Source organism: Mycobacterium novum (assembly GCF_010726505.1).
Lineage (GTDB): Bacteria > Actinomycetota > Actinomycetes > Mycobacteriales > Mycobacteriaceae > Mycobacterium > Mycobacterium algericum.
Genome location: NZ_AP022562.1, coordinates 4432283 through 4458926, shown reverse-complemented (window position 1 = coordinate 4458926; position 26644 = coordinate 4432283). Strand labels below are relative to the sequence as shown.

The following is a 26644-nucleotide window of genomic DNA, read 5'->3' as shown; positions in this document are numbered from 1 at the left end:
TGGGACGTCACCCGCGAGGACGGCGCGGTCGGCATCCTGCACGGGGCGGGAGTGGACCCCTGGGTGATCGACTTCGGTTCACCCGACGAGGTCGAGGGCGGATGCGACGCAACCTGGCCGACCACATCGTCGGGCTCAGCCAGGCGATCGACACCATCGCCGAGACGGCCGGACGCGACGTGCACCTGGCCGGCTACTCCCAGGGCGGCATGTTCGCCTATCAGGCAGGGGCCTACCGGCATTCGAAGAGCATCGCGTCCATCATCGCGTTCGGCTCCCCGGTGGACACCCTGGCCGCGCTACCGATGGGCGTGCCGCCCAACATCGCCTCCAGCGTCGCGGGGTTCATGGCCGACCACGTCTTCAACCGGCTGGACATCTCGGGGTGGCAGGCGCGCGTGGGCTTCCAGATGATGGATCCGCTCAAGACCGCCAAGGCCCGCATGGACTTCCTGCGCCAACTGCACGACCGGGAAGCCCTGCTGCCGCGGGAGGCGCAGCGGCGTTTCCTGGAGTCGGAGGGCTGGATCGCCTGGTCGGGTCCGGCGATCTCGGAGCTGCTCAAGCAGTTCATCGCGCACAACCGGATGATGACCGGTGGTTTCGCGATCAACGGCCAACTCGTCACGCTGACCGACATCACCTGCCCGGTGCTGGCCTTCGTCGGCGAGGTCGACGACATCGGCCAGCCGGCCGCGGTGCGCGGTATCCGGCGCGCGGCGCCCGACGCCAAGGTCTTCGAGTACCTGCTGCGCGCCGGGCACTTCGGGCTGGTGGTCGGTTCCAAGGCCGAACTGACCTGGCCGACGGTCGCCGACTGGGTGCTGTGGCAGGAGGGCCAGGCCCGCAGCCCCCGGGGTGGCGCTGATGGCCGAGCAGGCCCCCGAGGACAGCAAGGGCGGGGTGGCGATGACCTCGCGGATCGCGCACGGGCTGGGGGAGGCCTCCGGTGTCGCGCTGACGCTGGCCGCGGCGCCGCCGACGCCATGGTCGCCGCACAGAAGTCGATGCGCACCATGGCGATCGAGACCGCACGCACCCTGCCCCGGCTGGCCCGGCTCGGACAGATCAACGACCACACCCGGATCTCGCTGGGCCGCATCATCGGTGAGCAGGCCGCCGAGTCGCCCCACGGCGAATTCCTGCTGTTCGACGGCCGGGTGCACACCTATGAGGCGGTCAACAAGCGCATCGACAACGTCGTCCGCGGATTGATCGATGTCGGTGTGCGGCAAGGTGTTCACGTCGGCGTGCTGATGGCCACCCGCCCCAGCGCCATGGTCGCGATCGCCGCGTTGTCGCGCCTGGGCGCGGTCGCGGTGCTGATGCCGCCGGATGGGGATCTGGGCGCGGCGGCACGCCTGGGTGGCATCTCCGAGATCATCACCGACCCCGGCAACCTCGACCTGGCGCTGGCCGCCGTCCGCGACCTGGGCTGCCAGGTGCTGGTCCTCGGTGGCGGTGAGACCCGTGATCTGACTTGCCGCCGACGCTGAAGCCGTCATCGACATGGAGCAGATCGACCCCGACGCCGTCGACCTGCCGGGCTGGTACCGGCCCAACCCGGGATTCGCCCGCGATCTGGCGTTCGTCGCCTTCAGCACGGTGGCCGGCGAACTGGTGGCCAAGCAGATCACCAACTACCGGTGGGCGCTCTCGGCGTTCGGCACCGCGTCGACCGCCGCCTTGGGGCCCACCGACACGCTGTACTGCCTGACGCCGCTGCACCACGAGTCCGGGCTGTTGGTCAGCCTCGGCGGCGCCGTGGTCGGTGGGGCCCGCATCGCGCTGTCGCGCGGCCTGAACCCGGATCGCTTCGTCGCCGAGGTGCGCCAGTACGGGGTGAGCGTGGTGTCCTACACCTGGGCGATGCTGCGCGAGGTCATCGACGACCCGAATTTCGTGCTGCAGGGCAACCATCCGGTGCGGTTGTTCATCGGTTCCGGCATGCCCGTGGGGCTGTGGCGCCGGGTCACCGAGGCGTTCGCGCCGGCCCAGGTCGTCGAGTTCTTCGCCACCACCGACGGCCAGGCGGTGCTGGCCAACGTCTCCGGCGCCAAGGTCGGCAGCAAGGGCCGCCCGGAGCGGTGGAGGTGGAGTTGGCCGCCTACGACCCCGACCAGGACCTGATCCTCGAGGACGAGCGGGGCTTCGTGCGGAAAGCCGAGACCAACGAAGTCGGGGTGCTGCTGGCCAAGCCACGCGGGCCGATCGACCCGTCGGCATCGGTCAAGCGCGGCGTGTTCGCGCCCGCCGACACCTGGATCTCCACCGAGTACCTCTTCCGGCGCGACGCCGACGGCGACTACTGGCTGGGCGGCGGACGCGGTTCGAGCATCCACACCGGCCGCGGCATGGCCTATCCGGTGCTGATCACCGACGCGCTGGGCATCGTCACCGGCGTCGATCTGGCGGTGACGTATCGGGTGACGGCGGCTCCGGGGACGACCTGGTCGTGTCCGCGGTGACGGTGGCCGGGGCGACCGTCACCGCCGCGGACCTTAGCGAGGCGGTGGCGGTATTGCCCGTCGGCGCCGGGCCCGATGTCGTGCATGTCGTGCCGGATCTGCCGCTGAGTGCCGTCTACCGCCCGACGCTGGGTGAGCTGCGCGAAGCCGGGCTGCCCAAGGCCGGGCGCAACGCCTGGTACTTCGACGCGGCGAGTGGACAGTTCAAGCGGTTGACCGCCGCGGTACGCGCCGAATTGGCCGGGGGCCGCCAGTGATCGACGACGAGCTGTTGGCCATCCTGGTCTGTCCGGCCGACCGCGGACCATTGCTGCGGGTGAAACGTTCCGCGGATGAGGTGCTCTACAACCCGCGGCTGCGTCGCGCCTACCGCATCGAGGACGGTATCCCGGTGCTGCTGATCGACGAGGCCACCGACGTCGGCGACGACGAACATGCCCGCCTCATCGGCCGAGCCGGTCCGGCAGATCCCCGGTGAGATAACGCTGCAGCGTCGGGGCGACCATCGCCACGACCTGGTCGCCGGGCAGCGACGCGAGCGGTTCCAGGCCGACGATGTAGCGGGCGACCACGATGCCCATCAACTGGCTCGCGGTGAACTCGGCGCGCAACACGCCGGTTCCGGCCGGTACATCGATGCGACTGGCGAGTTCGGCGACCACGATATCGCGGAAAACGAACGCGCCAGCGGAACTTCGGTCCCGGTGAGCATGGAGCGCATCGCTGCGATCAGCCCGGTACCGGCCTGCGAATCCCACAGCGGCAGCAGCAGTTCGGGCAGGATGCGGCCGAGCTGTTCGACGGGCGCGTCCCGCAACGGTCCCAACACGACCATCGGGTCCACCGGCAGCTCGGTCGCCGCGGCGAACAGTTGTTGTTTGGTGCCGTAATAGTGGTGCACCAGCGCCGCGTCGACGCCGGCATCGGCGGCCACCGCGCGGATCGAGGTGTTCTGGAACCCGTTGTGGGCGAAGAGCTCCCGGGCCGAGCTCAAGATCCGCTCCCTGGTGTCCGAGGATCCGGAGGGCCGGCCCGGCCGCCGGTTGCTGGCCTCAGTGGACATCACGGCGTCTGTCGTCGCAGTGTCACCGCGGCCAGGGCCAGCGCGGCGGCCGCGAATACCAGCACGATGACCATGTCGCGTACCGCGATACCGGTCAGTTGCGGATGTGCGCCCACTTGCTGCAGTGCCTCCAGCGCGTAGCTGGCCGGCAACGCGTTGCTGATCCACTGCAGCCACTCGGGCATCGTCGCGCGGGGCACGATGATCCCGGCCAGCAGCAGTTGCGGCACCATCACCAGCGGGATGAACTGCACCGCCTGGAATTCGGTGCGGGCGAAGGCGCTGCACAGCAGCCCCAGGCCGACGCCGAGCACCGCGTTGACGATCGCGATCACAAACACCCACGCCGGGCTGCCGGCGGTCTCGAAACCGAGCAGCCAGAACGCGACCACAGGCCAGGCTGGCCTGGGCGGCCGCCGCGACCGAGAACGCCGTGCCGTAGGCGGCGAGCAGGTCCAGCCTGCGCAGCGGGCTGGTCAGGATGCGCTCCAGCGTCCCCGACGCGCGTTCGCGCTGCATCGTGATCGCGGTGATGACGAACATCAGAAACAGCGGGAACAGGCCGAGCAGAATCAGGCACGCGGCGTTGAACGGCGATGGGGTACCCGGCGGATGCGGGACGTTGGCGAACATGAAGTACATCAACGTGATGATCAGGCTGGGCACCAGCAGGACCATCGCGACGCTGCGATGGTCACCGGCCAGTTGCCGCAGGATCCGCTGCGTGGTGGCCAGGAACGGCCGCAGCTGCAGGGTGCGGGTCAGCCGGCTCGGGGCGCGGTGCTGCGCCGGATGACGGACAGGAACGCTTCCTCCATAGACGTACATCCGGTCTCCTCTCGCAGTCGTCGCGGTGTGGTGCGCGCCAGCAGCCTGCCCTGGCGCATCAGCAACAGGTCGCCGCAATGGTCGGCCTCGTCCATGACATGGCTGGACACCAGCAGCGTGGTGCCGCGCCGGGCCAGCGCCTGGAACTGGTGCCAGAGCTCGGCCCGCAACACCGGGTCCAGGCCGATCGTCGGTTCGTCGAGCACCAGCAGGTCCGGCCGGCCGACCAGCGCACAGGCCAGCGACACCCGGGCGCGTTGCCCGCCGGACAGGTTCGCGCAGTAGTCGCCGCGATGCCGCTGCAGATCCACCGAGTCGACCGCGTCGTCGGCGGCCGAGGCGTCGACGCCGGCAAGCGACGCGAAGTAGCGGACGTTGTCGATGACCCGCAGGTCGTCGTAGATCGTGGCCTGCTGGGGCATGTAGCCGACGCGGCGACGCAGCGCCGCGGAGCCGGGCCGCGTCGCCCAGCACGGTGACCTGTCCGCCGGTGATGACCTGGGTGCCCACGATGCAGCGCATCAGCGTGGTCTTGCCGCAGCCCGACGGGCCGAGCAGGCCGGTGATGGTGCCGGGGCGATCCGCACCGACAGATCGTGCAGGACCGGGCGCTTACCCCGGATCACCCGCAGGTGCTCGATGTCGACGGCCGGGATGGGACGCGCCCCCGATAATTCATCACGCGATGAAATCATCATGTGATGAATATCGACCGGTTGCGATGCGTTGTCAAGGCCCAATCGGGGCTCGGGCAGAATCTGGGCGGTGAGTGCAGCCCAGCTGGCGGTCGATCCGCTCGCGGCCGCCCGCCTGCTGCTCGGCGCCACCCTTACCGCCCGCGGGGTGCGCGCGACGATCGTCGAGGTAGAGGCCTATGGCGGCGTGCCCGACGGGCCGTGGCCGGACCCGGCGGCGCATTCTTATCGCGGTCCCACCGGCGCAACACCGTGATGTTCGGCCCGGCCGCCGGTTGTACACCTACCGCAGCTACGGCATGCACGTCTGCGCCAATGTGGCCTGCGGGCCGGACGGCACGGCGGCGGCGGTGCTGCTGCGGGCGGCGGTGATCGACGAGGGATCGGCGGTGGCGCGGTCGCGACGCGGCGAAGCGGTGCCGAGCACCGGTTTGGCGCGCGGCCCGGGCAACCTCTGCTCTGCTCTGGGAATCGCCATGGCGGACAACGGAATCGATCTGTTTGACGCACGCAGTCCGGTGCAACTGCGGCTCGGTGCGCCGCTGGCGGCGCAGGCCGGGCCACGGGTGGGCGTCAGCCAGGCCGCCGACCGGCCGTGGCGATTGTGGGCGCCCGGGAAGCCCGAGGTTTCGGCCTACCGACGAAGCCCGCGGGCACCGGCGCCCGGCGCCAGCGACTGATCCGGGAAAATCGACGCATGCCGACGACGATTCTCGACGAGCTGGGCTGGCGCGGCCTGATCGCCCAATCCACCGACCTGGATGCGCTGACCGCCGAAGTGACCGGCGGGCCGATCACCGTCTATGCCGGATTCGATCCCACCGCGCCCAGCCTGCACGCCGGAAACCTGGTGCCGCTACTGGCGTTGCGCCGATTCCAGCGGGCCGGCCACCGGCCCATCGTGCTGGCCGGCGGGGCCACCGGCCTGATCGGCGATCCCCGCGACACCGGCGAACGCAGCCTGAACAGCGCCGACACCGTGGCCGAGTGGTCCGGGCGGATCCGGGGCCAACTGGAGCGCTTCGTCGACTTCGACAACGGCCCCACCGGCGCGGTGGTGGTCAACAACCTGGACTGGACCGCGCCGCTGTCGGCGGTCGAATTCCTGCGTGACGTGGGCAAACACTTCTCTGTCAACGTGATGCTCGACCGCGACACCATCCGGCGCCGGCTGGACTCCGAGGGCATCTCCTACACCGAGTTCAGCTACATGCTGCTGCAGGCCAACGACTATGTGGAGCTGTACCGGCGGTACGGCTGCGCACTGCAGATCGGCGGCTCCGACCAGTGGGGCAACATCATCGCCGGTGTCCGGCTGGTGCGTCAGAAGCTGGGTGCGACCGTGCACGCGCTGACCGTGCCGCTGGTGACCGCGGCCGACGGCACCAAGTTCGGCAAGTCCACCGGCGGCGGCAGCCTCTGGCTGGATCCGGAGATGACCAGCCCGTACGCCTGGTACCAGTACTTCTTCAATACCGCCGACGCCGACGTGGTTCGCTACCTGCGCTGGTTCACCTTCCTGTCCGCCGACGAGCTCGAAGAGCTGGAGAAGGCCACCGCCGAGCGACCGCACGAGCGGTCCGCGCAGCGCCGGCTAGCCCGCGAATTCACCACCCTGGTCCATGGTGAGGCGGCCACCGAAGCCGTCGAGCTGGCCAGTCAGGCCCTCTTCGGTCGGGGGGAGCTGGCCCGGCTGGACGAGGCAACGCTGACCGCGGCGCTGCAGGAGACGCCGGTGGCCCAGCTGGCGCCGGGCAGCCCGGACGGCATCGTCGATCTGCTGGTCGCCACCGGGCTGTCGGCCAGTCGCGGCGCGGCCCGCCGCACCATCGGCGAGGAGGGGGAGTCTCGGTGAACAACGTCCGCGTCGACAGCGAGGAATGGTCGCCGCAGCCGGGGGACTTCCTGCACGGCCGGTGGCTGGTGGTGCGCCGCGGCAAGCGCAACGTGGCCGGCGTCCAACGAGTCCAGGGTGGTTAGCGAGGACTCGAGGCCGGCCAGCCCGACGGGGCAGGCGCCGCGCGAAGTTGATCTTGAAGGCGCCGAAATACCCTGCTAGCAGCGGATTTGACTCCCAGTTTCACCTCGCGTAACTTAGTGCACGTCGCCGCGACCAGGCCAGACCCGGTCAGCGCGACAAGCCCACGGAATCGACGAGATTCACCGAGCGATTCCGGGGGCATCTCATCTGTCCGCACTGCCGATGCGCGGCTTTTAGCCGCGGGTTGACTGCGCGTCCGGGTGGGGCGTGTTGTTTGAGAACTCAATAGTGTGTTTGGTGGTTTTTGTTTGTTGTTGTTTTTGCCATGCTCTCGGCGCCCCGTGTTGGGGGTGTGGTGTTGTTTTTGTCGGTTTTTCGGAACTGATGTTTTCAGGATTGTTCTGAACGTTTTTTGTTTGGAGAGTTTGATCCTGGCTCAGGACGAACGCTGGCGGCGTGCTTAACACATGCAAGTCGAACGGAAAGGCCCTTTCGGGGGTACTCGAGTGGCGAACGGGTGAGTAACACGTGGGTGATCTGCCCTGCACTCTGGGATAAGCCTGGGAAACTGGGTCTAATACCGGATAGGACCATGGGATGCATGTTCTGTGGTGGAAAGCTTTTGCGGTGTGGGATGGGCCCGCGGCCTATCAGCTTGTTGGTGGGGTGATGGCCTACCAAGGCGACGACGGGTAGCCGGCCTGAGAGGGTGTCCGGCCACACTGGGACTGAGATACGGCCCAGACTCCTACGGGAGGCAGCAGTGGGGAATATTGCACAATGGGCGCAAGCCTGATGCAGCGACGCCGCGTGGGGGATGACGGCCTTCGGGTTGTAAACCTCTTTCAGTATCGGCGAAGCTCCGTGGTTTTCTGCGGGGTGACGGTAGGTACAGAAGAAGCACCGGCCAACTACGTGCCAGCAGCCGCGGTAATACGTAGGGTGCGAGCGTTGTCCGGAATTACTGGGCGTAAAGAGCTCGTAGGTGGTTTGTCGCGTTGTCCGTGAAAACTCACAGCTCAACTGTGGGCGTGCGGGCGATACGGGCAGACTGGAGTACTGTAGGGAGACTGGAATTCCTGGTGTAGCGGTGGAATGCGCAGATATCAGGAGGAACACCGGTGGCGAAGGCGGGTCTCTGGGCAGTAACTGACGCTGAGGAGCGAAAGCGTGGGGAGCGAACAGGATTAGATACCCTGGTAGTCCACGCCGTAAACGGTGGGTACTAGGTGTGGGTTTCCTTCCTTTAGGGATCCGTGCCGTAGCTAACGCATTAAGTACCCGCCTGGGGAGTACGGCCGCAAGGCTAAAACTCAAAGGAATTGACGGGGGCCCGCACAAGCGGCGGAGCATGTGGATTAATTCGATGCAACGCGAAGAACCTTACCTGGGTTTGACATGCACAGGACGACTGCAGAGATGTGGTTTCCCTTGTGGCCTGTGTGCAGGTGGTGCATGGCTGTCGTCAGCTCGTGTCGTGAGATGTTGGGTTAAGTCCCGCAACGAGCGCAACCCTTGTCTCATGTTGCCAGCACGTGATGGTGGGGACTCGTGAGACTGCCGGGGTCAACTCGGAGGAAGGTGGGGATGACGTCAAGTCATCATGCCCCTTATGTCCAGGGCTTCACACATGCTACAATGGCCGGTACAAAGGGCTGCGATGCCGTGAGGTTTAGCGAATCCTTTAAAGCCGGTCTCAGTTCGGATCGGGGTCTGCAACTCGACCCCGTGAAGTCGGAGTCGCTAGTAATCGCAGATCAGCAACGCTGCGGTGAATACGTTCCCGGGCCTTGTACACACCGCCCGTCACGTCATGAAAGTCGGTAACACCCGAAGCCGGTGGCCTAACCCTTGGGAGGAGCCGTCGAAGGTGGGATCGGCGATTGGGACGAAGTCGTAACAAGGTAGCCGTACCGGAAGGTGCGGCTGGATCACCTTTCTAAGGAGCACCATGATTCCCCCGTACCTCACAGGGGTGAGGGTGATGCGGTTGGGAGAGTTTGTGCCGGCGCCTGTAGTGGGTGGTCGGTGGTGCAGTGGAATTACGAACAACAACAAGTGAAGACACCAACCGCCAGCAGCCTTGTGCTTCTGGTGGCCGGCTTTCGGGTTGGGCACACTGTTGGGTCCTGAGGCAACAGGCCTGTTTGTGCCCCCGTGTGGGGGTGGGTGTGTTGTCGCTCCATCTTGGTGGTGGGGTGTGGTGTTTGTTTTGTGGATAGTGGTTGCGAGCATCTAGCAAGCAGGCCTTGTGGTCTGTTTGTTTTGCAATTTTTTGTTTCTTGGTTTTGTGTTTGTAAGTGTGTAGGGCGCATGGTGGATGCCTTGGCATCGAGAGCCGATGAAGGACGTGGGAGGCTGCGATATGCCTCGGGGAGCTGTCAACCGAGCGTGGATCCGAGGATGTCCGAATGGGGAAACCCGGCATCAGTGATGTGGTGTCACCCTCCGGTGAATGTATAGCCGGTGGGGAGGTAACGCGGGGAAGTGAAACATCTCAGTACCCGTAGGAAGAGAAAACAATTGTGATTCCGTGAGTAGTGGCGAGCGAAAGCGGAGGATGGCTAAACCGTATGCATGTGATACCGGGTAGGGGTTGTGTGTGCGGGGTTGTGGGAGTGTTGTGTCCGGGTCTACCTTGCCTGGAGGGCAGTGAGAAAGTGTTGTGGTTAGCGGAAGTGGCCTGGGATGGTCTGCCGTAGACGGTGAGAGCCCGGTACGTGAAAACCCGATACCTGCCTTGCAATGATTTCCCGAGTAGCAGCGGGCCCGTGGAATCTGCTGTGAATCTGCCGGGACCACCCGGTAAGCCTGAATACTTCTCGATGACCGATAGCGGACGAGTACCGTGAGGGAATGGTGAAAAGTACCCCGGGAGGGGAGTGAAATAGTACCTGAAACCATGTGCCTACAATCCGTCAGAGCCTTCCCTTTTGGGGTGGGGTGATGGCGTGCCTTTTGAAGAATGAGCCTGCGAGTCACCGGCACGTCGCGAGGTTAACCCGGGTGGGGTAGCCGTAGCGAAAGCGAGTCTGAATAGGGCGTATCGCATCCGTTGGGGTGTGTGTAGTGGCGTGTTGTGGACCCGAAGCGGAGTGATCTACCCATGGCCAGGGTGAAGCGCGGGTAAGACCGCGTGGAGGCCCGAACCCACTTAGGTTGAAGACTGAGGGGATGAGTTGTGGGTAGGGGTGAAAGGCCAATCAAACTCCGTGATAGCTGGTTCTCCCCGAAATGCATTTAGGTGCAGCGTTGCGTGTTTCTCACTGGAGGTAGAGCTACTGGATGGCCGATGGGCCCTACTAGGTTACTGACGTCAGCCAAACTCCGAATGCCGGTGAGTCAAAGCGTGGCAGTGAGACGGCGGGGGATAAGCTCCGTGCGTCGAGAGGAAACAGCCCAGATCGCCGGCTAAGGCCCCTAAGCGTGTGCTAAGTGGAAAAGGATGTGCAGTCGCGAAGACAACCAGGAGGTTGGCTTAGAAGCAGCCACCCTTGAAAGAGTGCGTAATAGCTCACTGGTCAAGTGATTGTGCGCCGATAATGTAGCGGGCTCAAGCACACCGCCGAAGCCGCGGCAATCCGTCAAGGATTGGGTAGGGGAGCGTCCTGCATCCGGTGAAGCCACAGAGTGATCTAGTGGTGGAGGGTGTGGGAGCGAGAATGCAGGCATGAGTAGCGATGAGGCAAGTGAGAACCTTGCCCGCCGAAAGACCAAGGGTTCCTGGGCCAGGCCAGTCCTCCCAGGGTGAGTCGGGACCTAAGGCGAGGCCGACAGGCGTAGTCGATGGACAACGGGTTGATATTCCCGTACCCGTGTGTGGGCGTCCCTGATGAATCAGCGGTACTAACCACCCAAAACCTCGCTGACTTCGATCCTTCGGGAGAGAAGCGGCGGGGGGCTGCGTGGGACCTTCGTTGGTAGTAGTCAAGCGATGGGGTGACGCAGGAAGGTAGCCGTACCAGTCAGTGGTAATACTGGGGTAAGCCGGTAGGAAGAGATCTAGGCAAATCCGGGTCTCATATATTCCGAGAGGTGATGCATAGCCAAATGTGGCGAATTCGGTGATCCTATGCTGTCGAGAAAGCCTCTAGCGAGCACGCACACGGCCCGTACCCCAAACCAACACAGGTGGTCAGGTAGAGAATACCAAGGCGTACGAGTGAACTATGGTTAAGGAACTCGGCAAAATACCCCCGTAACTTCGGGAGAAGGGGGACCCTCATACCGTCATGGCCTTCGCGGCCGGCAGCGGGAGGGTCGCAGAAACCAGTGAGAAGCGACTGTTTACTAAAAACACAGGTCCGTGCGAAGTCGCAAGACGATGTATACGGACTGACGCCTGCCCGGTGCTGGAAGGTTAAGAGGACCGGTTAACCCCTTCGGGGGTGAAGCTGAGAATTTAAGCCCCAGTAAACGGCGGTGGTAACTATAACCATCCTAAGGTAGCGAAATTCCTTGTCGGGTAAGTTCCGACCTGCACGAATGGCGTAACGACTTCTCAACTGTCTCAACCATAGACTCGGCGAAATTGCATTACGAGTAAAGATGCTCGTTACGCGCGGCAGGACGAAAAGACCCGGACCTTCACTATAGCTTGGTATTGATGTTCGATGCGGTTTGTGTAGGATAGGTGGGAGACTGTGAAACCCGCACGCCAGTGTGGGTGGAGTCGTTGTTGAAATACCACTCTGATCGTATTGGACCTCTAACCTCGAACCATGAAGCTGGTTCAGGGACAGTGCCTGGTGGGTAGTTTAACTGGGGCGGTTGCCTCCTAAAATGTAACGGAGGCGCCCAAAGGTTCCCTCAACCTGGACGGCAATCAGGTGTTGAGTGTAAGTGCACAAGGGAGCTTGACTGTAAGACTGACACGTCAAACAGGGACGAAAGTCGGGACTAGTGATCCGGCACCCCGAGTGGAAGGGTGTCGCTCAACGGATAAAAGGTACCCCGGGGATAACAGGCTGATCTTCCCCAAGAGTCCATATCGACGGGATGGTTTGGCACCTCGATGTCGGCTCGTCGCATCCTGGGGCTGGAGCAGGTCCCAAGGGTTGGGCTGTTCGCCCATTAAAGCGGCACGCGAGCTGGGTTTAGAACGTCGTGAGACAGTTCGGTCTCTATCCGCCGCGCGCGTCAGAATCTTGAGGAAACCTGTCCCTAGTACGAGAGGACCGGGACGGACGAACCTCTGGTATACCAGTTGTTCCACCAGGAGCACGGCTGGATGGCCACGTTCGGACAGGATAACCGCTGAAAGCATCTAAGCGGGAAACCCACTCCAAGACCAGGATTCTCACCCATTTCAGTGGGATAAGGCCCCCCGCAGACCACGGGATCGATAGACCAGACCTGGAAGCACCGCAAGGTGTGCAGGAACTGGCACTAACCGGCCGAAAACTTACCAACACACAACAAACAAAATAATTGTCGTGTTGCCCGCAACCACACACCACAAAACATAGAGAACCCACACCCCACCACCAAACACAAACAATGGTGACACCAGGTGCCGGCCACCAGCCCGCACCCACACAAAAAAATAGAGTTACGGCGGACATAGCGACAGGGAAACGCCCGGTCCCATCCCGAACCCGGAAGCTAAGCCTGTCAGCGCCGATGATACTGCCCAACCGGGTGGAAAAGTAGGACACCGCCGAACACAACATAAAGCCCTGTGGCCCCCAAAACAATTGGGGGCCACAGGCATTTCCAACAGCCCGAGCCGAAACGCGTGACCAGAGCGCGGGTCGGTGCAGTAGCCGGACTATTAGCGGCGGGCCGTATCCTTACATGAGGTTTTACGGCTCTTCCGAGTTAGCAGGGGCGTAGCCGCCTGGCTCTGAGTGGCGCTCGCCGTGATTGGCGGGTGCAGGCCCACCGTACTCGGCGGCGTTGGTTGGTGGGGTTACGGAAGCCGAAGGCGGTCCGGCCGACGTGCTTGACGATCCGGTTGTAGCCTTCACTGCGGGCATTTGTCAGGCCGGTGGTGATCGCGAGAATCATTGGTGCCTGCCAGGTTTCGATGGTCTTTGCCAGGTCGTGAATCTCCGGGACAGCGGTGGCGGCGCAGAAGTCGTAGAACTGCCACAGGGCGGCGTTGACGTCGGCGCGAGCGCCGCCGGTCGTAGCGCAGGCCAGCACGTCGCGCAGCAGCTCTTTGGCGATCCAGGCGGCCAGGATGTTGCCGGCGGGATCAGCAGCGGCCAGGGCGGCGACCAGGCGAGCGTGCTGGTCATCGGTGAGACGTTCAGCAGCACGCAGCAACCGGCGCCGGTTGAGCCACTCGCCGTCGGCTTTGCGGCCCCGTCGTCCCCGGTTGTCCCAGGGTGCGCGGCGCACCGCCTCAACGGTCTGGTTGGCTCGTTTGACCAGGTGAAACTTGTCGACGATCAGCTGGGCGTGGGGCAGAGCGTCGCGGGCGGCTTTGGCGTAGGTGTTCGACATGTCGATCGCCACGTAGTCGATGGCGGCCCGCCAGGCTGGGTCACGCTCAGCGAGCCAGTTGGCTACGGGTTTGGCCGAGCGGCCGTTGATCTGCACCAGCAGGCCCCCGGCGCCGGCGATGTCGACCAGTCCGGTGTCGAAGCGGTCGACCCAGATCCGCGCGCCGGTGTCGGGGTCGGTCTCGTAGTGGGCCTTGCCGCGGCGGGTCTCATCCATGCCGAGCACGGTGATCGGCTCGGGCTCACCGTCAAGGGCCGCATCGGCGGTCGTGGCCACCGCGGCGTGGCAGGTGTTCCAGGTGCAGCCGTAGGCGTCAGCGACCGCGACCACCGACCGGTCATCGTCGAGGACCGCGTGGGCCATCTCGGTCTTCGCCCGTAGCGTGATCCGGGCACGCGGTGGGACCGCTGGTGTCGCCTCGGTGAACGTCTTCTTCTCACATGAGTCGTTGGTGCACAGCCATTTCCGCTTCCGCCACACCATCAGCGGTCGTCCTGGCCCCATCTTGACATCACGCGGTTGGGTGATCACCCGACCGCGGTGGCCGGCAGTGGACCGGGTCTGGCACGTCGTGCACCGGCCGACCCAGTCGGGCGGTGCGGACCTCGAGCACCCGGACACCATCGTGACCGACGCGGACCGCATCGACGACGATGAGAGCGAGGAACTATCGTTGGACAAGGCTCGCGCCCTTCTTGTGTTGGATGCGTGAAGAACACCCAGTTCACAAGGGCGCGAGCCCTCAATCAGTCACCGACACGATCCGAATCGGTCACCCCAGGACCCCCATCAAGTCGGAAGAGCCGGTTTTACGGTGAAAGGTTTCCGTGGTCGACAACAGAGCAAGTGGCGGACGTGGGCAGTCGCGCGGGGGCGCCGGACGTGACCAACGCGGTCCGCAGCAACGGCGGGGAGCTGGCGACCAGCGGCGCACACCCACCGGCGATCAGCGGCGCACGACCCGAGGCGGCGGACCGGATCGGGATCGGGATCGGCGCAGCCAACCGCGGCGCGACCACGACGGCGGCTCACGGCCGCCGCATACCGCCGCTGCGGAACCGGCTGCGCGCTACGACGATCCACCGCTTCCCCCCGGGATCGAACCCAGGCAATTGGCTCCGGAGGTGCGTCGGGAACTGAGCACGCTGAACCGGGCCACCGCGGACGGTGTCGCCTGTCATCTGGTGGCCGCCGGGATGCTGCTGGACGACGACCCGCCGGCGGCTCTTCGGCACGCCCGGGCCGCCCGGTCCCGCTCGACGCGGATCACCGCGGTCCGCGAAGCGGTCGGCATCGCCGCCTATCACTGCGGCGACTGGGCACAGGCGCTGGCCGAGTTGCGGGCGGCACGCCGCATGGGCAGTAAGTCCGCGCTGTTGCCGCTGATCGCCGACTGTGAGCGCGGCATGGGCCGGCCGCAGCGGGCGATCGAGCTGGCCGCCGGCGACGAGGCCGCCCAGCTGGAGGGCGACGAGGCCGACGAACTGCGGATCGTCGTCGCCGGGGCGCGCGCCGACCTGGGCCAGCTGGAGCAGGCGCTGACGGTGCTCTCGACCCCGGCAGTCGATCCCGACCGCACCGGGTCGACGGTGGCGCGGCTGCACTATGCGCATGCCGAGACGCTGGTGGCGCTAGGCCGCGAGTCCGAGGCGGTGGAATGGTTCCTGCGGGCCGCCGCCGCCGACGTCGACGGGGTCACCGACGTCGAGGACCGTATCGCCGAGCTCGGCGGCAGCGCGGCCCTGGCAGACGAATACGACTGTCTGCTGCTGGATCTCGACGGCACGGTGTTTCGCGGCGGTGAACCCACCGTCGGCGCCGTCGAGACCCTCGCGGAGCTACCGAGCCGCGCCCTGTTCATCACCAACAATTCCTCGCGTGGCGCCGATGAGGTCGCGGCACACCTGAACCGGCTGGGCTTCACCGCCGCCGCCGAGGATGTCGCCACCAGCGCCCAGATCGCCGCGCATCTGCTGGCCGAGCAGCTTCCCGCCGGATCACGAGTGCTGGTGGTGGGTACCGAATCGCTGGCCGCTGAGATCGCCGCCGCCGGACTGGAACCGGTGCGGCTGGCCTCCGATGAGCCGGCTGCGGTGGTGCAGGGCTCTCCACCGAGACCGGCTGGGCGCAGCTGGCCGAGGCGGCGCTGGCGATCAGGGCGGCGCCATGTGGATGACCACCAACGTCGACAAGACACTGCCGTCGGAACGCGGCCTGCTGCCCGGCAACGGCTCGATGGTGGCCGCGTTGCGGGCCGCGACCGACGCCGAACCGCAGGTGGCCGGCAAACCCGGTCCGGCGCTGCTCACCGAGGCGCTGACCCGCGGCGAGTTCTACGCGCCGCTGGTGGTCGGTGACCGGCTGGACACCGACATCGCCGCCGCCAACGCCGCCGCGCTGCCCAGCCTGATGGTGCTCACCGGCGTCAACTCGGCGCGCGACGCGGTCGGCGCGGTCGCCGAGCAGCGGCCCACCTACATCGGCCACGACCTGCGGGCCTTACTTCTCGACGCCGACGGGCTGGCGATCGGTCCGCAGCCGCAATGGCAGATCAGCGTGGACGGCACGACGCTCACCGTGGCCGGGGCGCAGCCCGAGGAAGACGACTCCGATGGCCTGTCGATCGTGCGGGCCCTGGCCGGGGCGGTCGCGGAGGCCGAGCTGGCCGGGCGCCCGTTCACCGTTGAGTCCGCCGATGACACCGCCGCGCAGGCCCTGCAACACTGGTCCTTGCTCGGCACCTGGCCCTGAGGGCACGCACCGGCTCAAACTGACATCGTCTAGCGTTGGTGGCACCCATGAACAGTGAGATTGATGATGTCCGGGAACGTATCGCGGCCTTGCTGGCCGAGCTGCCCGGGGAAGCGGAGCTGGCCGAACTACCGGCTCACAGCGATCTCAACGCCTTGGCGCAGCGGCTCGAAGCGGCCCACGAGGTGTTGGTCGCCGCGCTGGAGTCGGTGGAGAAGGGCTGAGGGCATCGATGTCGCGGCGCGCGCGTGTTGACGCCGAACTGGTCCGGCGCGGACTGGCGCGATCCCGCCAGCAGGCCGCCGAATTGATCGGCGCCGGCAAGGTCACCATCGACGGCATCCCCGCCGTGAAACCGGCGACCGCCGTGACGCTCTCGGCGGCCCTGGCCGTCGCGGGCGACGGCGAACGCGGCTGGGTGTCGCGCGGGGCGCACAAGCTGATCGGCGCGCTGGACACCTTCGGGATCGACGTCGCCGACCGGCAGTGCCTGGACGCGGGCGCCTCGACCGGCGGGTTCACCGAAGTGCTGCTGGACCGCGGCGCGGCCCGGGTGGTCGCCGTCGATGTCGGCTATGGCCAGTTGGCCTGGTCGCTGCGCACCGATCCGCGCGTCGTGGTGGTCGAACGCACCAATGTCCGCGGGCTGACGCCGCAGATCATCGGTGGGCTCGCCGAGCTGATCGTCGCCGACCTGTCGTTCATCTCGCTGGCCACCGTGTTACCCGCGCTGGCTGGCTGCGCGTCACCCGACGCCGATATGGTTCCGATGGTGAAGCCGCAGTTCGAGGTGGGACGAGCGCAGGTGGGCGCCGGCGGGGTGGTGTCGGACCCGCGGCTGCGGGCCGACGCGGTGCTGTCGGTGGCGCACCGCGCGGCTGAGCTCGGCTGGGGCACCGTCGCGGTCACCGCCAGTCCGCTGCCGGGGCCGTCGGGCAACGTCGAGTACTTTCTGCACCTGCGCGCCGCCGCCGCACCGCGAAGCGGTGACGCACTGGATGCAGCTGTCCAGGATGCCGTCGCGAAGGGACCCCAGTGAATAGCGGGAACGGCGAGCGCACCGTCCTGTTGGTGGTGCACACCGGGCGGGAAGAAGCCACCGACACCGCCCGCCGTGTCGAGAAGGTGTTGGGCGACCACGGCATCACGCTGCGGGTGCTGACCGCCGAGGCCGTCGACAAAGGCTCGCTGCATCTGGCGCCCGACGACATGCGCGACCTCGGAGTCGAGATCGACGTGGTGGACCCGGACAACCGGGCCGCCGAGGGCTGCGAGCTGGTGCTGGTGCTCGGCGGCGACGGCAGCTTCCTGCGGGCCGCCGAACTGGCCCGCACCGCCGACATCCCGGTGCTGGGGGTCAACCTCGGCCGGATCGGGTTCCTGGCCGAGGCCGAGGCCGACCACATCGACGGGGTCCTCGACCACGTCATCGCCCGCGATTACCGAGTCGAGGACCGGATGACGCTCGACGTCGTGGTGCGCGCCGACGGGGAGATCGTCGACCGCGGATGGGCGCTCAACGAGGCCAGCATGGAGAAGGGTCCCCGGCTGGGCGTCCTCGGTGTCGTCCTCGAGGTCGACGGCAGGCCGGTGTCGACGTTCGGCTGCGACGGCGTGCTGGTGTCGACGCCGACCGGGTCCACCGCCTACGCGTTCTCCGCGGGTGGGCCGGTGCTCTGGCCCGACCTGGACGCCATCCTGGTGGTGCCCAACAACGCTCACGCGCTGTTCGCCCGGCCGATGGTGACCAGCCCCGACTCGACGATCGCGATCGAGGTTGAAAGCGACGGACACAACGCGCTGGTGTTCTGCGACGGCCGCCGCAAGATGTTGGTGCCGGCCGGCGGTCGGCTCGAGGTGCAGCGCGGCGGTAGACCGGTCAAGTGGGCGCGGCTGGGCAGCTCCCCGTTCACCGACCGGCTGGTGCGCAAATTCCGGCTGCCGGTGACCGGCTGGCGGGGACAGTGACGACGGCCGTTGCTTACTGAGATCCGCATCGAGTCGCTGGGCGCGATCCAGGCGGCGACCGCCGAATTCGACCGCGGCCTGACCGTGCTCACCGGGGAGACCGGCACCGGCAAGACGATGGTCGTCACCGGCCTGCACCTGCTCGGCGGTGCGCGCGCCGACGCCAACCGGGTGCGCTCGGGGGCCACCCGCGCCGTGGTGGAAGGCCGGTTCTGCACCGCTGACCTGGCACCGGCCTCGGCCGCGCAGATCGACGAGCTCCTGGAGTCCTCCGGGGCCGAGCGCGACGAGGACGGCAGCGTGATCGCGGCCCGTTCGGTCAGCCGCGATGGGCCGTCGCGCGCCTACCTGGGTGGCCGCGGGGTGCCCGCCAAATCGCTGAGCGGCTTCACCGGCGGGCTGCTGACGCTGCACGGCCAGAACGACCAACTGCGGCTGATGCGCCCCGACGAACAGCGCGGTGCGCTGGACCGGTTCGCCGCGGTCGGCGCCCGGCTGGAGCGCTACCGCAGCGCGCGGGAGGCCTGGCTGTCGGCGCGGCGTGACCTCATCGACCGCCGCAACCGCGCCCGGGAACTGGCTCAGGAAGCCGACCGGCTCACCTTCGCGCTGCGCGAGATCGACGACGTCGACCCGTGCCCCGGTGAGGACGACGCGCTGACCGTCGAGATTCGCCGGCTCTCCGAACTCGACGCACTGCGCGCCGCGGCGGCCGGCGCGGCGGCCCTGGCAGGCGGCGCCGACGATGACGCGGCCACCGCGCCCACCTCGGCCACCGACCGGCTCGGGCAGGCAAGGACGGCGTTGACCGGCACCGACGACGGCGCTCTGCAGGCGCTGGGCGACCAACTCGGCGAGGCGCTCACGGTGGTCGGCGACGTGGCCCGCGAACTGGGCGGTTACCTCGACGAACTGCCCACCGGCACCGACGCGCTGGACGCCAAGCTGGCGCGGCAGGCCGAGCTGCGCTCGCTGACCCGCAAGTACGCCGCCGACGTCGACGAGGTGCTGGCATGGGCGGCCGAGTCGCGCGAGCGGCTGGCCCAACTCGACGTCTCCGAAGAAGCCCTGGCGGCGCTGTCCGATCGCGCCGAGGAGCTCGGGCAGCGGGTGGTCAAGACCGCCACCGATCTCAGCGCCGCGCGCGGCAAGGCGGCCGGCTCGCTGGCCAAGGCGGTCAGCGCAGAGCTGTCCGGGCTGGCGATGGCCGACGCCGAGTTCAGCGTCGGCGTGCACCACAGCCCGGCCGCCGACGACGACCCGGCCGCCCTGCGGCTGCCCTCGGGGCAGGTGGTGCACGCCGGCGCCGACGGCATCGACGACGTCGAGTTCGGGCTGGCCGCGCATCGGGGCATGACGGTGCTGCCGCTGGCCAAGAGCGCCTCCGGAGGTGAGCTGTCCCGGGTGATGCTGGCACTGGAGGTGGTGCTGGCCACCTCGTCCTTGTCGGCGTCGTCGCGCGACTCGGCCGGCACCACGATGGTGTTCGACGAGGTCGACGCCGGCGTCGGCGGCCGCGCGGCGGTGCAGATCGGGCGGCGGCTGGCGCGGCTGGCCCGCACCCACCAGGTCATCGTGGTGACGCACCTGCCGCAGGTGGCGGCCTACGCCGATGTGCACCTGATGGTGGAGCCCACCGGCAGTGACGGCGCCAGCGGGGTGCGGCGGCTGACGGATGAGGACCGGGTCGGCGAACTGGCCAGGATGCTGGCCGGGCTGGGGGAGACCGACACCGCCCGGGCGCACGCGCGGGAATTGCTCGACGCCGCCCGGGATGATCGGGACGTAGACCGCGGCGGATAAGCCGCCAAGACCGTGTGACAACTGTGACGTAATTGAACTTCTGAGGCTATTGTTGCGGCGCGCCTCCCGGGTTTTGAGCTGTTTCGAGGACAGAATCGCCGCCATGAAGATGTCTGCGCTGCTGTCTCGTAACACCTCCCGGCCCGGTGTCATCGGCACGGCCCGGGTTGATCACGACATCGACCGACTGCTGCGGCGGGTCGGCCCGGGCGACATCGTGGTGCTCGACATTCTCGATCTGGACCGGATCACCGCCGACGCCTTGGTGGAGGCCGAGATCGCCGGTGTCGTCAACGCCTCGGCGTCCATCTCCGGTCGCTACCCCAACCTCGGGCCCGAGGTGCTGGTCGCCAACGGCGTCACGCTGATCGATGAAGCCGGACCCACGGTGTTCAAGAAGATCCGCGACGGCGCCAAAATCCGGCTGCACAACGGCGCCGTCTACTCCGGTGACCGGCGGCTGGCACGAGGCGTCGAGCGCAGCGACGTCGAGATCGCCGACCTGATGCTGGAGGCCAAGAGCGGGCTGGTGGCGCACCTGGAGTCCTTCGCCGGCAACACCATCGAGTTCATCCGCAGCGAGAGCCCGCTGCTCATCGACGGGATCGGGATCCCCGAGATCGATGTGGATCTGCGGCGTCGGCACGTGGTGCTGGTCGGTGACGAACCCGACGCCGCCGACGACCTGAAATGCCTCAAGCCCTTCATCAAGGAGTACCAGCCGGTGCTGATCGGCATCGGCTCCGGAGCCGATGTGCTGCGCAAGGCCGGCTACCGGCCGCAGCTGATCGTCGGCGACCCCGATCAGATGAGCGCCGAAGTGCTGCGGTGCGGATCGCAGGTGGTGCTGCCCGCTGACGCCGACGGTCACGCGCCGGGGCTCGAGCGCATCCAGGACCTCGGTGTCGGCGCGATGACGTTCCCGGCGGCCGGGTCCGCGATGGACCTGGCGTTGCTGCTGGCCGATCATCACGGCGCGGCGCTGCTCGTGACGGCCGGGCACACCGCCAACATCGAGACGTTCTTCGACCGGACCCGTCAGCTGACGAATCCGTCGATGTTTTTGACCCGCCTCAAGGTCGGCGAGAAGCTGGTGGCCGCCCGCGCGGTCGCCACGCTATACCGCAGCCGGATCTCCGCCGGCGCGATCGCGCTGCTGGTGCTGTCGATGCTGCTGGCGGTCATCGTCGCGCTCTGGGTGTCGCAGACCGACGCCCTGGTGCTCGAATGGCTCAGCAACTACTGGCACGACCTGTCGCAGTGGCTGCGGCACTGGGTGACGTAACGGGATCGGGGTACCGCGATGATCACCCCTCGTTACCACGCGATGTCGCTGACCGCCGTGCTGCTGGCGCTGGTGTTGGGTGTCGTGCTGGGCTCCGGGCTGCTGTCGGGCCCGCTGATGGGCGGCCTGCAGTCCGACAAGCAGGAGTTGCGCGCCCAGATCGACACGCTGCACCAACAGCAGAACGCACTCGGTGAGCGGCTCAGCAACGCAAACGATTTCGACGCGGCCATGGCACCACGCATCGTGCGCGACGCGCTGCAGGGCAAGTCCGCGGTCGTCTTCCGGACTCCCGACGCCGCCGACGAAGACGTCGACGCGGTGGCGCGGATCATCGGCCAGGCCGGCGGAACCGTCACCGGAACGGTCGCGTTGACGACGCAGTTCGTCGACGGCAACGCCGAGGAGAAACTGCGCGCGGTGATGGAGTCCGGGATCGTGCCGGCCGGTGCCCAGCTGAGCAGCAACCTCATCGACTCGGGCGCCCAGGCCGGCGATCTGCTCGGTATCGCGCTGCTGATCAATCGCGACCCGGCCGTCGGGCCCGTTGATGACCCGCAGCGCGCGACGGTGCTGGCCGCGCTGCGCGACACCGGCTTCATCACCTACCGTGAGCAGCGATTCGGGCCGGCCAACGCGGCCGTCGTCATCACCGGTGGCGCCCTGCCCGACGATGCCGGCAGCGCCGGGGTGAGCGTCGCCCGGTTCGCCGCGGCGTTGGCCCCGCACGGCTCGGCGACGGTGCTGGCCGGCCGGGACGGCTGCGCGTCAGGTACTGCGGCGGTCGCGATGGCCCGCACCGACTCCTCGGTGGCCGCGGCGGTCAGCACGGTCGACGACGTCGACGTCGAGTCGGGCCGGATCACCACGGTGATGGCGGTGAGCAGCCTCATCGAGGGCGGCCACTCGGGTCAGTACGGCATCGGGCACGGCGCCGGCTCGGTCACCATTGCGCAGTAGCGGGCCGGCCGCGGTCGGTGGAGCCGGGCGTGTCAGCGGCCGGGGTGCGCCGTCGATGTTAGGGTGAGATTCCGTGGGTCGGCAGGCCCTCAATCCCTGCGCCGTCGTCACGGAGGTTGGTGTTGCCACCACTGCGAAAGCACCCGCAAACCGAGCCGAAGCACCTCTTCGTCACCGGTGGAGTTGCCTCCTCACTGGGTAAGGGATTGACCGCGAGCAGCCTCGGACAGTTGCTGATCGCCCGCGGGTTGCAGGTCACCATGCAGAAGCTCGACCCCTACCTCAACGTCGATCCCGGGACGATGAACCCGTTCCAGCACGGGGAGGTCTTCGTCACCGAGGACGGCGCCGAGACCGACCTCGACGTCGGCCACTATGAGCGATTCCTCGACCGCGACCTGTCCGGGTCGGCGAATGTGACCACCGGACAGGTCTATTCGACGGTGATCGCGAAGGAACGCCGCGGCGAATACCTCGGCGACACCGTGCAGGTGATCCCGCACATCACCGATGAGATCAAGCGGCGCATCCTGGCGATGTCCGATCCGGACGCCGACGGCCGGCGCCCCGACGTCGTCATCACCGAGATCGGCGGCACCGTCGGCGACATCGAGTCGCAGCCGTTCCTGGAGGCTGCCCGCCAGGTCCGCCACGATGTCGGCCGGGACAACGTGTTCTTCCTGCACGTGTCGCTGGTGCCCTACCTTGCCCCCTCGGGCGAGCTCAAAACCAAGCCCACCCAGCACTCGGTGGCTGCGCTGCGCAGCATCGGTATCACCCCCGACGCACTGATCCTGCGCTGTGACCGCGAAGTACCCGAACCGCTGAAGAACAAGATCGCGTTGATGTGCGACGTCGACGTCGACGGGGTGATCTCCACCCCGGACGCGGCGTCGATCTATGACATCCCCAAGGTGCTGCACCGCGAGGAACTAGATGCCTACGTGGTACGCCGGCTCAACCTGCCGTTCAAGGATGTCGACTGGACCGAGTGGGACGAACTGCTGCGCCGCGTCCACGAGCCCCACGAGACGGTGCGAATCGCGTTGGTGGGCAAATACATCGACTTGTCCGACGCCTACCTGTCGGTGACCGAGGCGTTGCGCGCCGGTGGCTTCACCCACTACGCGAAGGTCGAGATCAACTGGATCGCCTCCGATCAGTGCGACACCCCCGCCGGGGCGGCTGCCGCGCTCGGTGAGATGCACGGCGTGCTGATTCCGGGCGGCTTCGGGATCCGGGGCATCGAGGGCAAGATCGGCGCCATCGCCTACGCCCGCACCCACGGGCTGCCGGTGCTCGGATTGTGCCTGGGCCTGCAGTGCATCGTGATCGACGCCGCCCGTACCGCCGGGATCGCGCAAGCCAGCTCGGCGGAGTTCGATCCGGACACCCCCGACCCCGTGATCGCGACCATGGCCGACCAGCAGGACGCGGTCGCCGGGACGGCCGACCTCGGCGGCACCATGCGCCTGGGCGCCTATCCGGCGGTGCTGGAAGCGGATTCGATTGTGGCCGAGGCCTATCAGGCCACCGAGGTCTCCGAGCGGCACCGCCACCGGTTCGAGGTCAACAACGCCTACCGGGACCGGATCGCGCAGAGCGGACTGCGGTTCTCCGGCACCTCCCCGGACGGCAAACTGGTGGAGTTCGTCGAGTACCCGCGCGAGATGCACCCGTTCCTGGTGGGCACCCAGGCACACCCGGAGCTCAAGAGCAGACCGACCCGGGCGCACCCGCTGTTCGCGGCGTTCGTCGGTGCGGCCATGGATTACAAGGCCGCCGAGCGGCTGCCGGTGGAGATCCCCGAACAGCACCACGAACAACCCGCCGACCTCCAACACCGGGCAGACGGGCGAGGCGGCAGCGCCCAGCCGTTGGCCGACCCGCTGCAAGAAGCCCTGCCGGAACATGTAACCCGTGGCTGACCACGTCTTCGAGACCACCTCGTCGCAGCTGCTGCACAGCGGCAAGATTTTCGCGCTGCGCCGTGACGAGGTGCGGATGCCGGGCGGCACTACGGCCACCCGCGACGTGGTGGAACACTACGGCGCCGTCGGCGTCGTCGCCATGGACGATGCCGGCAACATCCCGCTGATCTACCAGTACCGCCACGCGTTCGGCCGGCGGCTGTGGGAACTGCCCGCCGGACTGCTGGATCTCGGCGGTGAGGCGGCGCACCTGACCGCCGGCCGCGAACTGGTCGAAGAGGCCGGATTGACGGCGACCACCTGGCAGGTGCTCGTCGACCTCGACTCCACGCCGGGGTTCAGCGACGAGTCGGTGCGGGTGTATCTGGCCACCGGCCTCTCGGAGGTCGACCGCCCGGAGGCGCACGACGAGGAGGCGGATCTCACGCTGCGCTGGTATCCGATCGCCGAGGCCGCCAAGCTGGTGTTCAGCGGTGAGATCGTCAACGCCCTTGCGGTGGCAGGGATCCTGGCGGCCTATCTGCATCATCAGGGATTCACGACGTTGCGCCCGGTGGACGCCGAGTGGGTCGACCGGCCTACCGCGTTCGCCGCCAGGAAGAACCCGTCATGACGGCGGCGGCGCAGCCGGTCGATCCGCTGAGCGGGCAGCTGCAGGGCTACCTGGATCATCTGACGGTCGAGCGGGGGGTCGCCGCCAACACCTTGAGCTCCTACCGGCGGGATCTGCGCCGCTACAGCGAGCACCTGCTGGCCCGCGGCGTCGACGACCTGGCACGTGCCGGCGAGAGCGACGTCACCGACTTCCTGGTGGCGCTGCGGCGCGGCGACCCGGAGAACGGCATACCGGCGCTGTCGGCGGTCTCGGCCGGGCGCGCCCTGATCGCGGTGCGGGGCCTGCACCGGTTCGCCGCCGCCGAGGGCATGGCGCCGATGGATGTGGCGCGCGGCGTCAAGCCGCCGACGCCGGGGCGGCGACTGCCCAAGAGCCTGACCATCGACGAGGTGTCGGCGCTGCTGGCCGGCGCCGGCGGAGAAAGCGTCTCGGACGGTCCACTGACACTGCGCAACCGGGCGTTGCTGGAGATGCTGTACTCCACCGGGTCGCGGATCTCGGAAGCCGTCGGACTGGACCTCGACGACGTCGACGTCAGTGATCGGTCGGTACTGTTGCGCGGCAAGGGCGGCAAGCAGCGGCTGGTGCCGGTGGGCCGGCCGGCGGTGGCCGCGCTGGACGCCTACCTGGTGCGCGGCCGCCCGGACCTGGCGAGGCGCGGGCGCGGTACCGCGGCGGTATTCCTCAACGCCCGCGGAGGCCGGCTGTCGCGGCAGAGTGCCTGGCAGGTGCTGCAGGACGCCGCCGAACGCGCCGGGATCACCGCGAAGGTGTCACCGCACACGCTGCGGCACTCGTTCGCGACCCATCTGCTCGACGGTGGCGCGGACGTGCGGGTGGTGCAGGAACTGCTCGGTCACGCCTCGGTGAGCACCACCCAGATCTACACGCTGGTCACGGTGAACGCGTTGCGTGAGGTCTGGGCGGCGCCCACCCCGCGCCCGCTAGTTTCTTCTGGTCTTTCGCGCGGTTTCTCCTGCGCGAGCAGACCCGTAAGCCCCAAAAGCACCCGCGGGGGCTTTCGCGACTGCTCGGCGGAGGAATTACCCAGGTACGTCGACTCGAGCACCAGGTCGGACAACAGACGCTGATACTCCACGTGGGTCTTGTGTTCGACGGTGTCCCAGTGCGTCCCCTGTTGAGCCCGCATGTATTCGCGGTAGCGCGGCGCTCCCGGCACCTTGACATTGTCGGCGACCACGACCGACCCCGGATGCAGCCAGCCCCGGTCCAAAATGCTCTGGAGATCCGACAGGTAGGCGTCCTTGTCGTGGTCGAGGAACAGGAAATCCAGCGTGCCGGCGGCGAAGCCGTGCCGCGCGGTCAGTACGTCCAGGGTGCGCCCGCCGTCACCGATGGTGCCCACCACGCAGGTGATCCGGTCGGCCACCCCGGCGTGCGCCCAGATCTGCCGGGCGTTGTCGGCGTTGGCCTCGGCCAGCTCAATCGAATAGATCCGGGCCGCCGGTGCGGAGCGGGCGATACGCAGGGCGCTGTAGCCGCAGTAGGTGCCCAGCTCCAGGGCCAGGGCCGGCTGGACCCGTTGCACCGCGGCGTCGAGCAGGGCGCCCTTCTCGTCGCCGATATTGATCAGCAGCGACTTCTCGTAGGCGAACTCGTCGATGCGGGCCAGCACGTCGTCGATATCGCCGGCTCGGGCATGGGCCAGCACGTAGTCGACGGCGGCGGCTTCGCGGCCGTCGCCGATCTGGCCGGTGGTGGTGATGTTGCGGCCGCCGGTCGCCATCCGCAGGAACGACCACCGCAGGAAGGGGAGGCGTCGTTTCAGGCTCATGGCTGCGATCTTATGGCGCTCGGCACGCCGCGGCGGACTGTTCATGTAGC

General features: G+C 67.3%; 9 protein-coding genes, 3 rRNA genes and 11 pseudogenes. 18 read left to right on the top strand and 5 right to left on the bottom strand.

The features are described from left to right. Together G6N19_RS20975 and G6N19_RS20970 are read left to right on the top strand one after the other, a co-directional pair. Nucleotides 1-2725 (top strand): annotated as a pseudogene (locus G6N19_RS20975) (acyl-CoA synthetase); the annotation flags it as partial. Then, complete coding sequence (locus G6N19_RS20970; RefSeq protein WP_013828778.1) at nucleotides 2722-2946, top strand: Trm112 family protein; 225 nt, start codon at nucleotides 2722-2724, stop codon at nucleotides 2944-2946. The pseudogene G6N19_RS20975 and the gene G6N19_RS20970, both read left to right, overlap by 4 nt. Here G6N19_RS20970 and G6N19_RS20965 read toward each other — a convergent pair. From G6N19_RS20965 to G6N19_RS20955, 3 pseudogenes are all read right to left on the bottom strand, one after another. Continuing rightward, a pseudogene (locus G6N19_RS20965) lies at nucleotides 2912-3531 on the bottom strand (TetR/AcrR family transcriptional regulator). The gene G6N19_RS20970 and the pseudogene G6N19_RS20965 overlap by 35 nt on opposite strands. Further along, nucleotides 3531-4359 (bottom strand): annotated as a pseudogene (locus tag G6N19_RS20960) (ABC transporter permease). Before G6N19_RS20960 ends, G6N19_RS20965 begins: the two co-directional pseudogenes overlap by 1 nt. Continuing rightward, nucleotides 4293-5057, bottom strand: a pseudogene (locus G6N19_RS20955) (ABC transporter ATP-binding protein). The pseudogenes G6N19_RS20960 and G6N19_RS20955 overlap by 67 nt, the downstream one beginning before the upstream one ends. A gap of 67 nt (nucleotides 5058-5124) precedes the next feature. Between G6N19_RS20955 and G6N19_RS20950 the strand changes: the two are divergent. From G6N19_RS20950 to rrf, 5 genes and pseudogenes are all read left to right on the top strand, one after another. Then, nucleotides 5125-5734, top strand: a pseudogene (locus G6N19_RS20950) (DNA-3-methyladenine glycosylase). Nucleotides 5735-5751: 17 nt separating this feature from the next. Next, nucleotides 5752-7034 (top strand): annotated as a pseudogene (gene tyrS / locus G6N19_RS20945) (tyrosine--tRNA ligase). Between the two features lie 414 nt (nucleotides 7035-7448). Beyond that, a 16S ribosomal RNA gene (locus tag G6N19_RS20940) occupies nucleotides 7449-8977 on the top strand. 351 nt (nucleotides 8978-9328) lie between these two features. Next, a 23S ribosomal RNA gene (locus tag G6N19_RS20935) occupies nucleotides 9329-12448 on the top strand. 139 nt (nucleotides 12449-12587) lie between these two features. Continuing rightward, a 5S ribosomal RNA gene (rrf, locus tag G6N19_RS20930) occupies nucleotides 12588-12700 on the top strand. The 16S, 23S and 5S rRNA genes sit together here, the layout of an rRNA operon. Before the next feature lie 155 nt (nucleotides 12701-12855). Here rrf and G6N19_RS20925 read toward each other — a convergent pair. Then, a pseudogene (locus G6N19_RS20925) lies at nucleotides 12856-14213 on the bottom strand (ISL3 family transposase). A gap of 99 nt (nucleotides 14214-14312) precedes the next feature. Between G6N19_RS20925 and G6N19_RS20920 the strand changes: the two are divergent. From G6N19_RS20920 to xerD, 11 genes and pseudogenes are all read left to right on the top strand, one after another. Beyond that, nucleotides 14313-15215, top strand: a pseudogene (locus G6N19_RS20920) (hypothetical protein); the annotation flags it as partial. Then, a pseudogene (locus G6N19_RS20915) lies at nucleotides 15201-16236 on the top strand (HAD-IIA family hydrolase). The pseudogenes G6N19_RS20920 and G6N19_RS20915, both read left to right, overlap by 15 nt. A 47-nt stretch (nucleotides 16237-16283) precedes the next feature. Then, nucleotides 16284-16460: a hypothetical protein gene (locus G6N19_RS20910; protein ID WP_013828785.1), complete on the top strand. Its 177-nt coding sequence runs from the start codon at nucleotides 16284-16286 to the stop codon at nucleotides 16458-16460. A gap of 8 nt (nucleotides 16461-16468) precedes the next feature. Beyond that, on the top strand, nucleotides 16469-17275 hold the full coding sequence (locus G6N19_RS20905) for a TlyA family RNA methyltransferase (protein WP_013828786.1): 807 nt from the start codon (nucleotides 16469-16471) through the stop codon (nucleotides 17273-17275). Beyond that, on the top strand, nucleotides 17272-18204 hold the full coding sequence (locus G6N19_RS20900; protein WP_013828787.1) for an NAD kinase: 933 nt from the start codon (nucleotides 17272-17274) through the stop codon (nucleotides 18202-18204). Before G6N19_RS20905 ends, G6N19_RS20900 begins: the two co-directional genes overlap by 4 nt. A gap of 9 nt (nucleotides 18205-18213) precedes the next feature. Continuing rightward, complete coding sequence (gene recN, locus G6N19_RS20895) at nucleotides 18214-20007, top strand: DNA repair protein RecN (RefSeq protein ID WP_193465536.1); 1794 nt, start codon at nucleotides 18214-18216, stop codon at nucleotides 20005-20007. A gap of 103 nt (nucleotides 20008-20110) precedes the next feature. Continuing rightward, complete coding sequence (steA, locus tag G6N19_RS20890; protein ID WP_013828789.1) at nucleotides 20111-21292, top strand: putative cytokinetic ring protein SteA; 1182 nt, start codon at nucleotides 20111-20113, stop codon at nucleotides 21290-21292. Between the two features lie 18 nt (nucleotides 21293-21310). After that, complete coding sequence (locus tag G6N19_RS20885) at nucleotides 21311-22252, top strand: copper transporter (protein WP_013828790.1); 942 nt, start codon at nucleotides 21311-21313, stop codon at nucleotides 22250-22252. Nucleotides 22253-22383: 131 nt separating this feature from the next. Continuing rightward, on the top strand, nucleotides 22384-24180 hold the full coding sequence (locus tag G6N19_RS20880) for a CTP synthase (RefSeq protein WP_049793015.1): 1797 nt from the start codon (nucleotides 22384-22386) through the stop codon (nucleotides 24178-24180). Beyond that, nucleotides 24173-24796, top strand: a complete 624-nt coding sequence (locus G6N19_RS20875) for an NUDIX domain-containing protein (RefSeq protein ID WP_013828792.1) — start codon at nucleotides 24173-24175, stop codon at nucleotides 24794-24796. Before G6N19_RS20880 ends, G6N19_RS20875 begins: the two co-directional genes overlap by 8 nt. After that, a pseudogene (gene xerD, locus G6N19_RS20870) lies at nucleotides 24793-25740 on the top strand (site-specific tyrosine recombinase XerD); the annotation flags it as partial. The gene G6N19_RS20875 and the pseudogene xerD, both read left to right, overlap by 4 nt. A 104-nt stretch (nucleotides 25741-25844) precedes the next feature. Here xerD and G6N19_RS20865 read toward each other — a convergent pair. Continuing rightward, nucleotides 25845-26594: pseudogene (locus G6N19_RS20865) on the bottom strand (O-methyltransferase); the annotation flags it as partial. Nucleotides 26595-26644: the final 50 nt, after the last annotated feature.

What these genes read in the sequence shown, in the direction of transcription:
- G6N19_RS20905 (WP_013828786.1), top strand. Translation starts at nt 16,469, where the DNA reads ATGTCGCGGCGCGCGCGTGTTGACGCCGAACTGGTCCGGCGCGGACTG.
- steA (WP_013828789.1), top strand. Translation starts at nt 20,111, where the DNA reads ATGAAGATGTCTGCGCTGCTGTCTCGTAACACCTCCCGGCCCGGTGTC.
- G6N19_RS20910 (WP_013828785.1), top strand. Translation starts at nt 16,284, where the DNA reads ATGAACAGTGAGATTGATGATGTCCGGGAACGTATCGCGGCCTTGCTG.
- G6N19_RS20885 (WP_013828790.1), top strand. Translation starts at nt 21,311, where the DNA reads ATGATCACCCCTCGTTACCACGCGATGTCGCTGACCGCCGTGCTGCTG.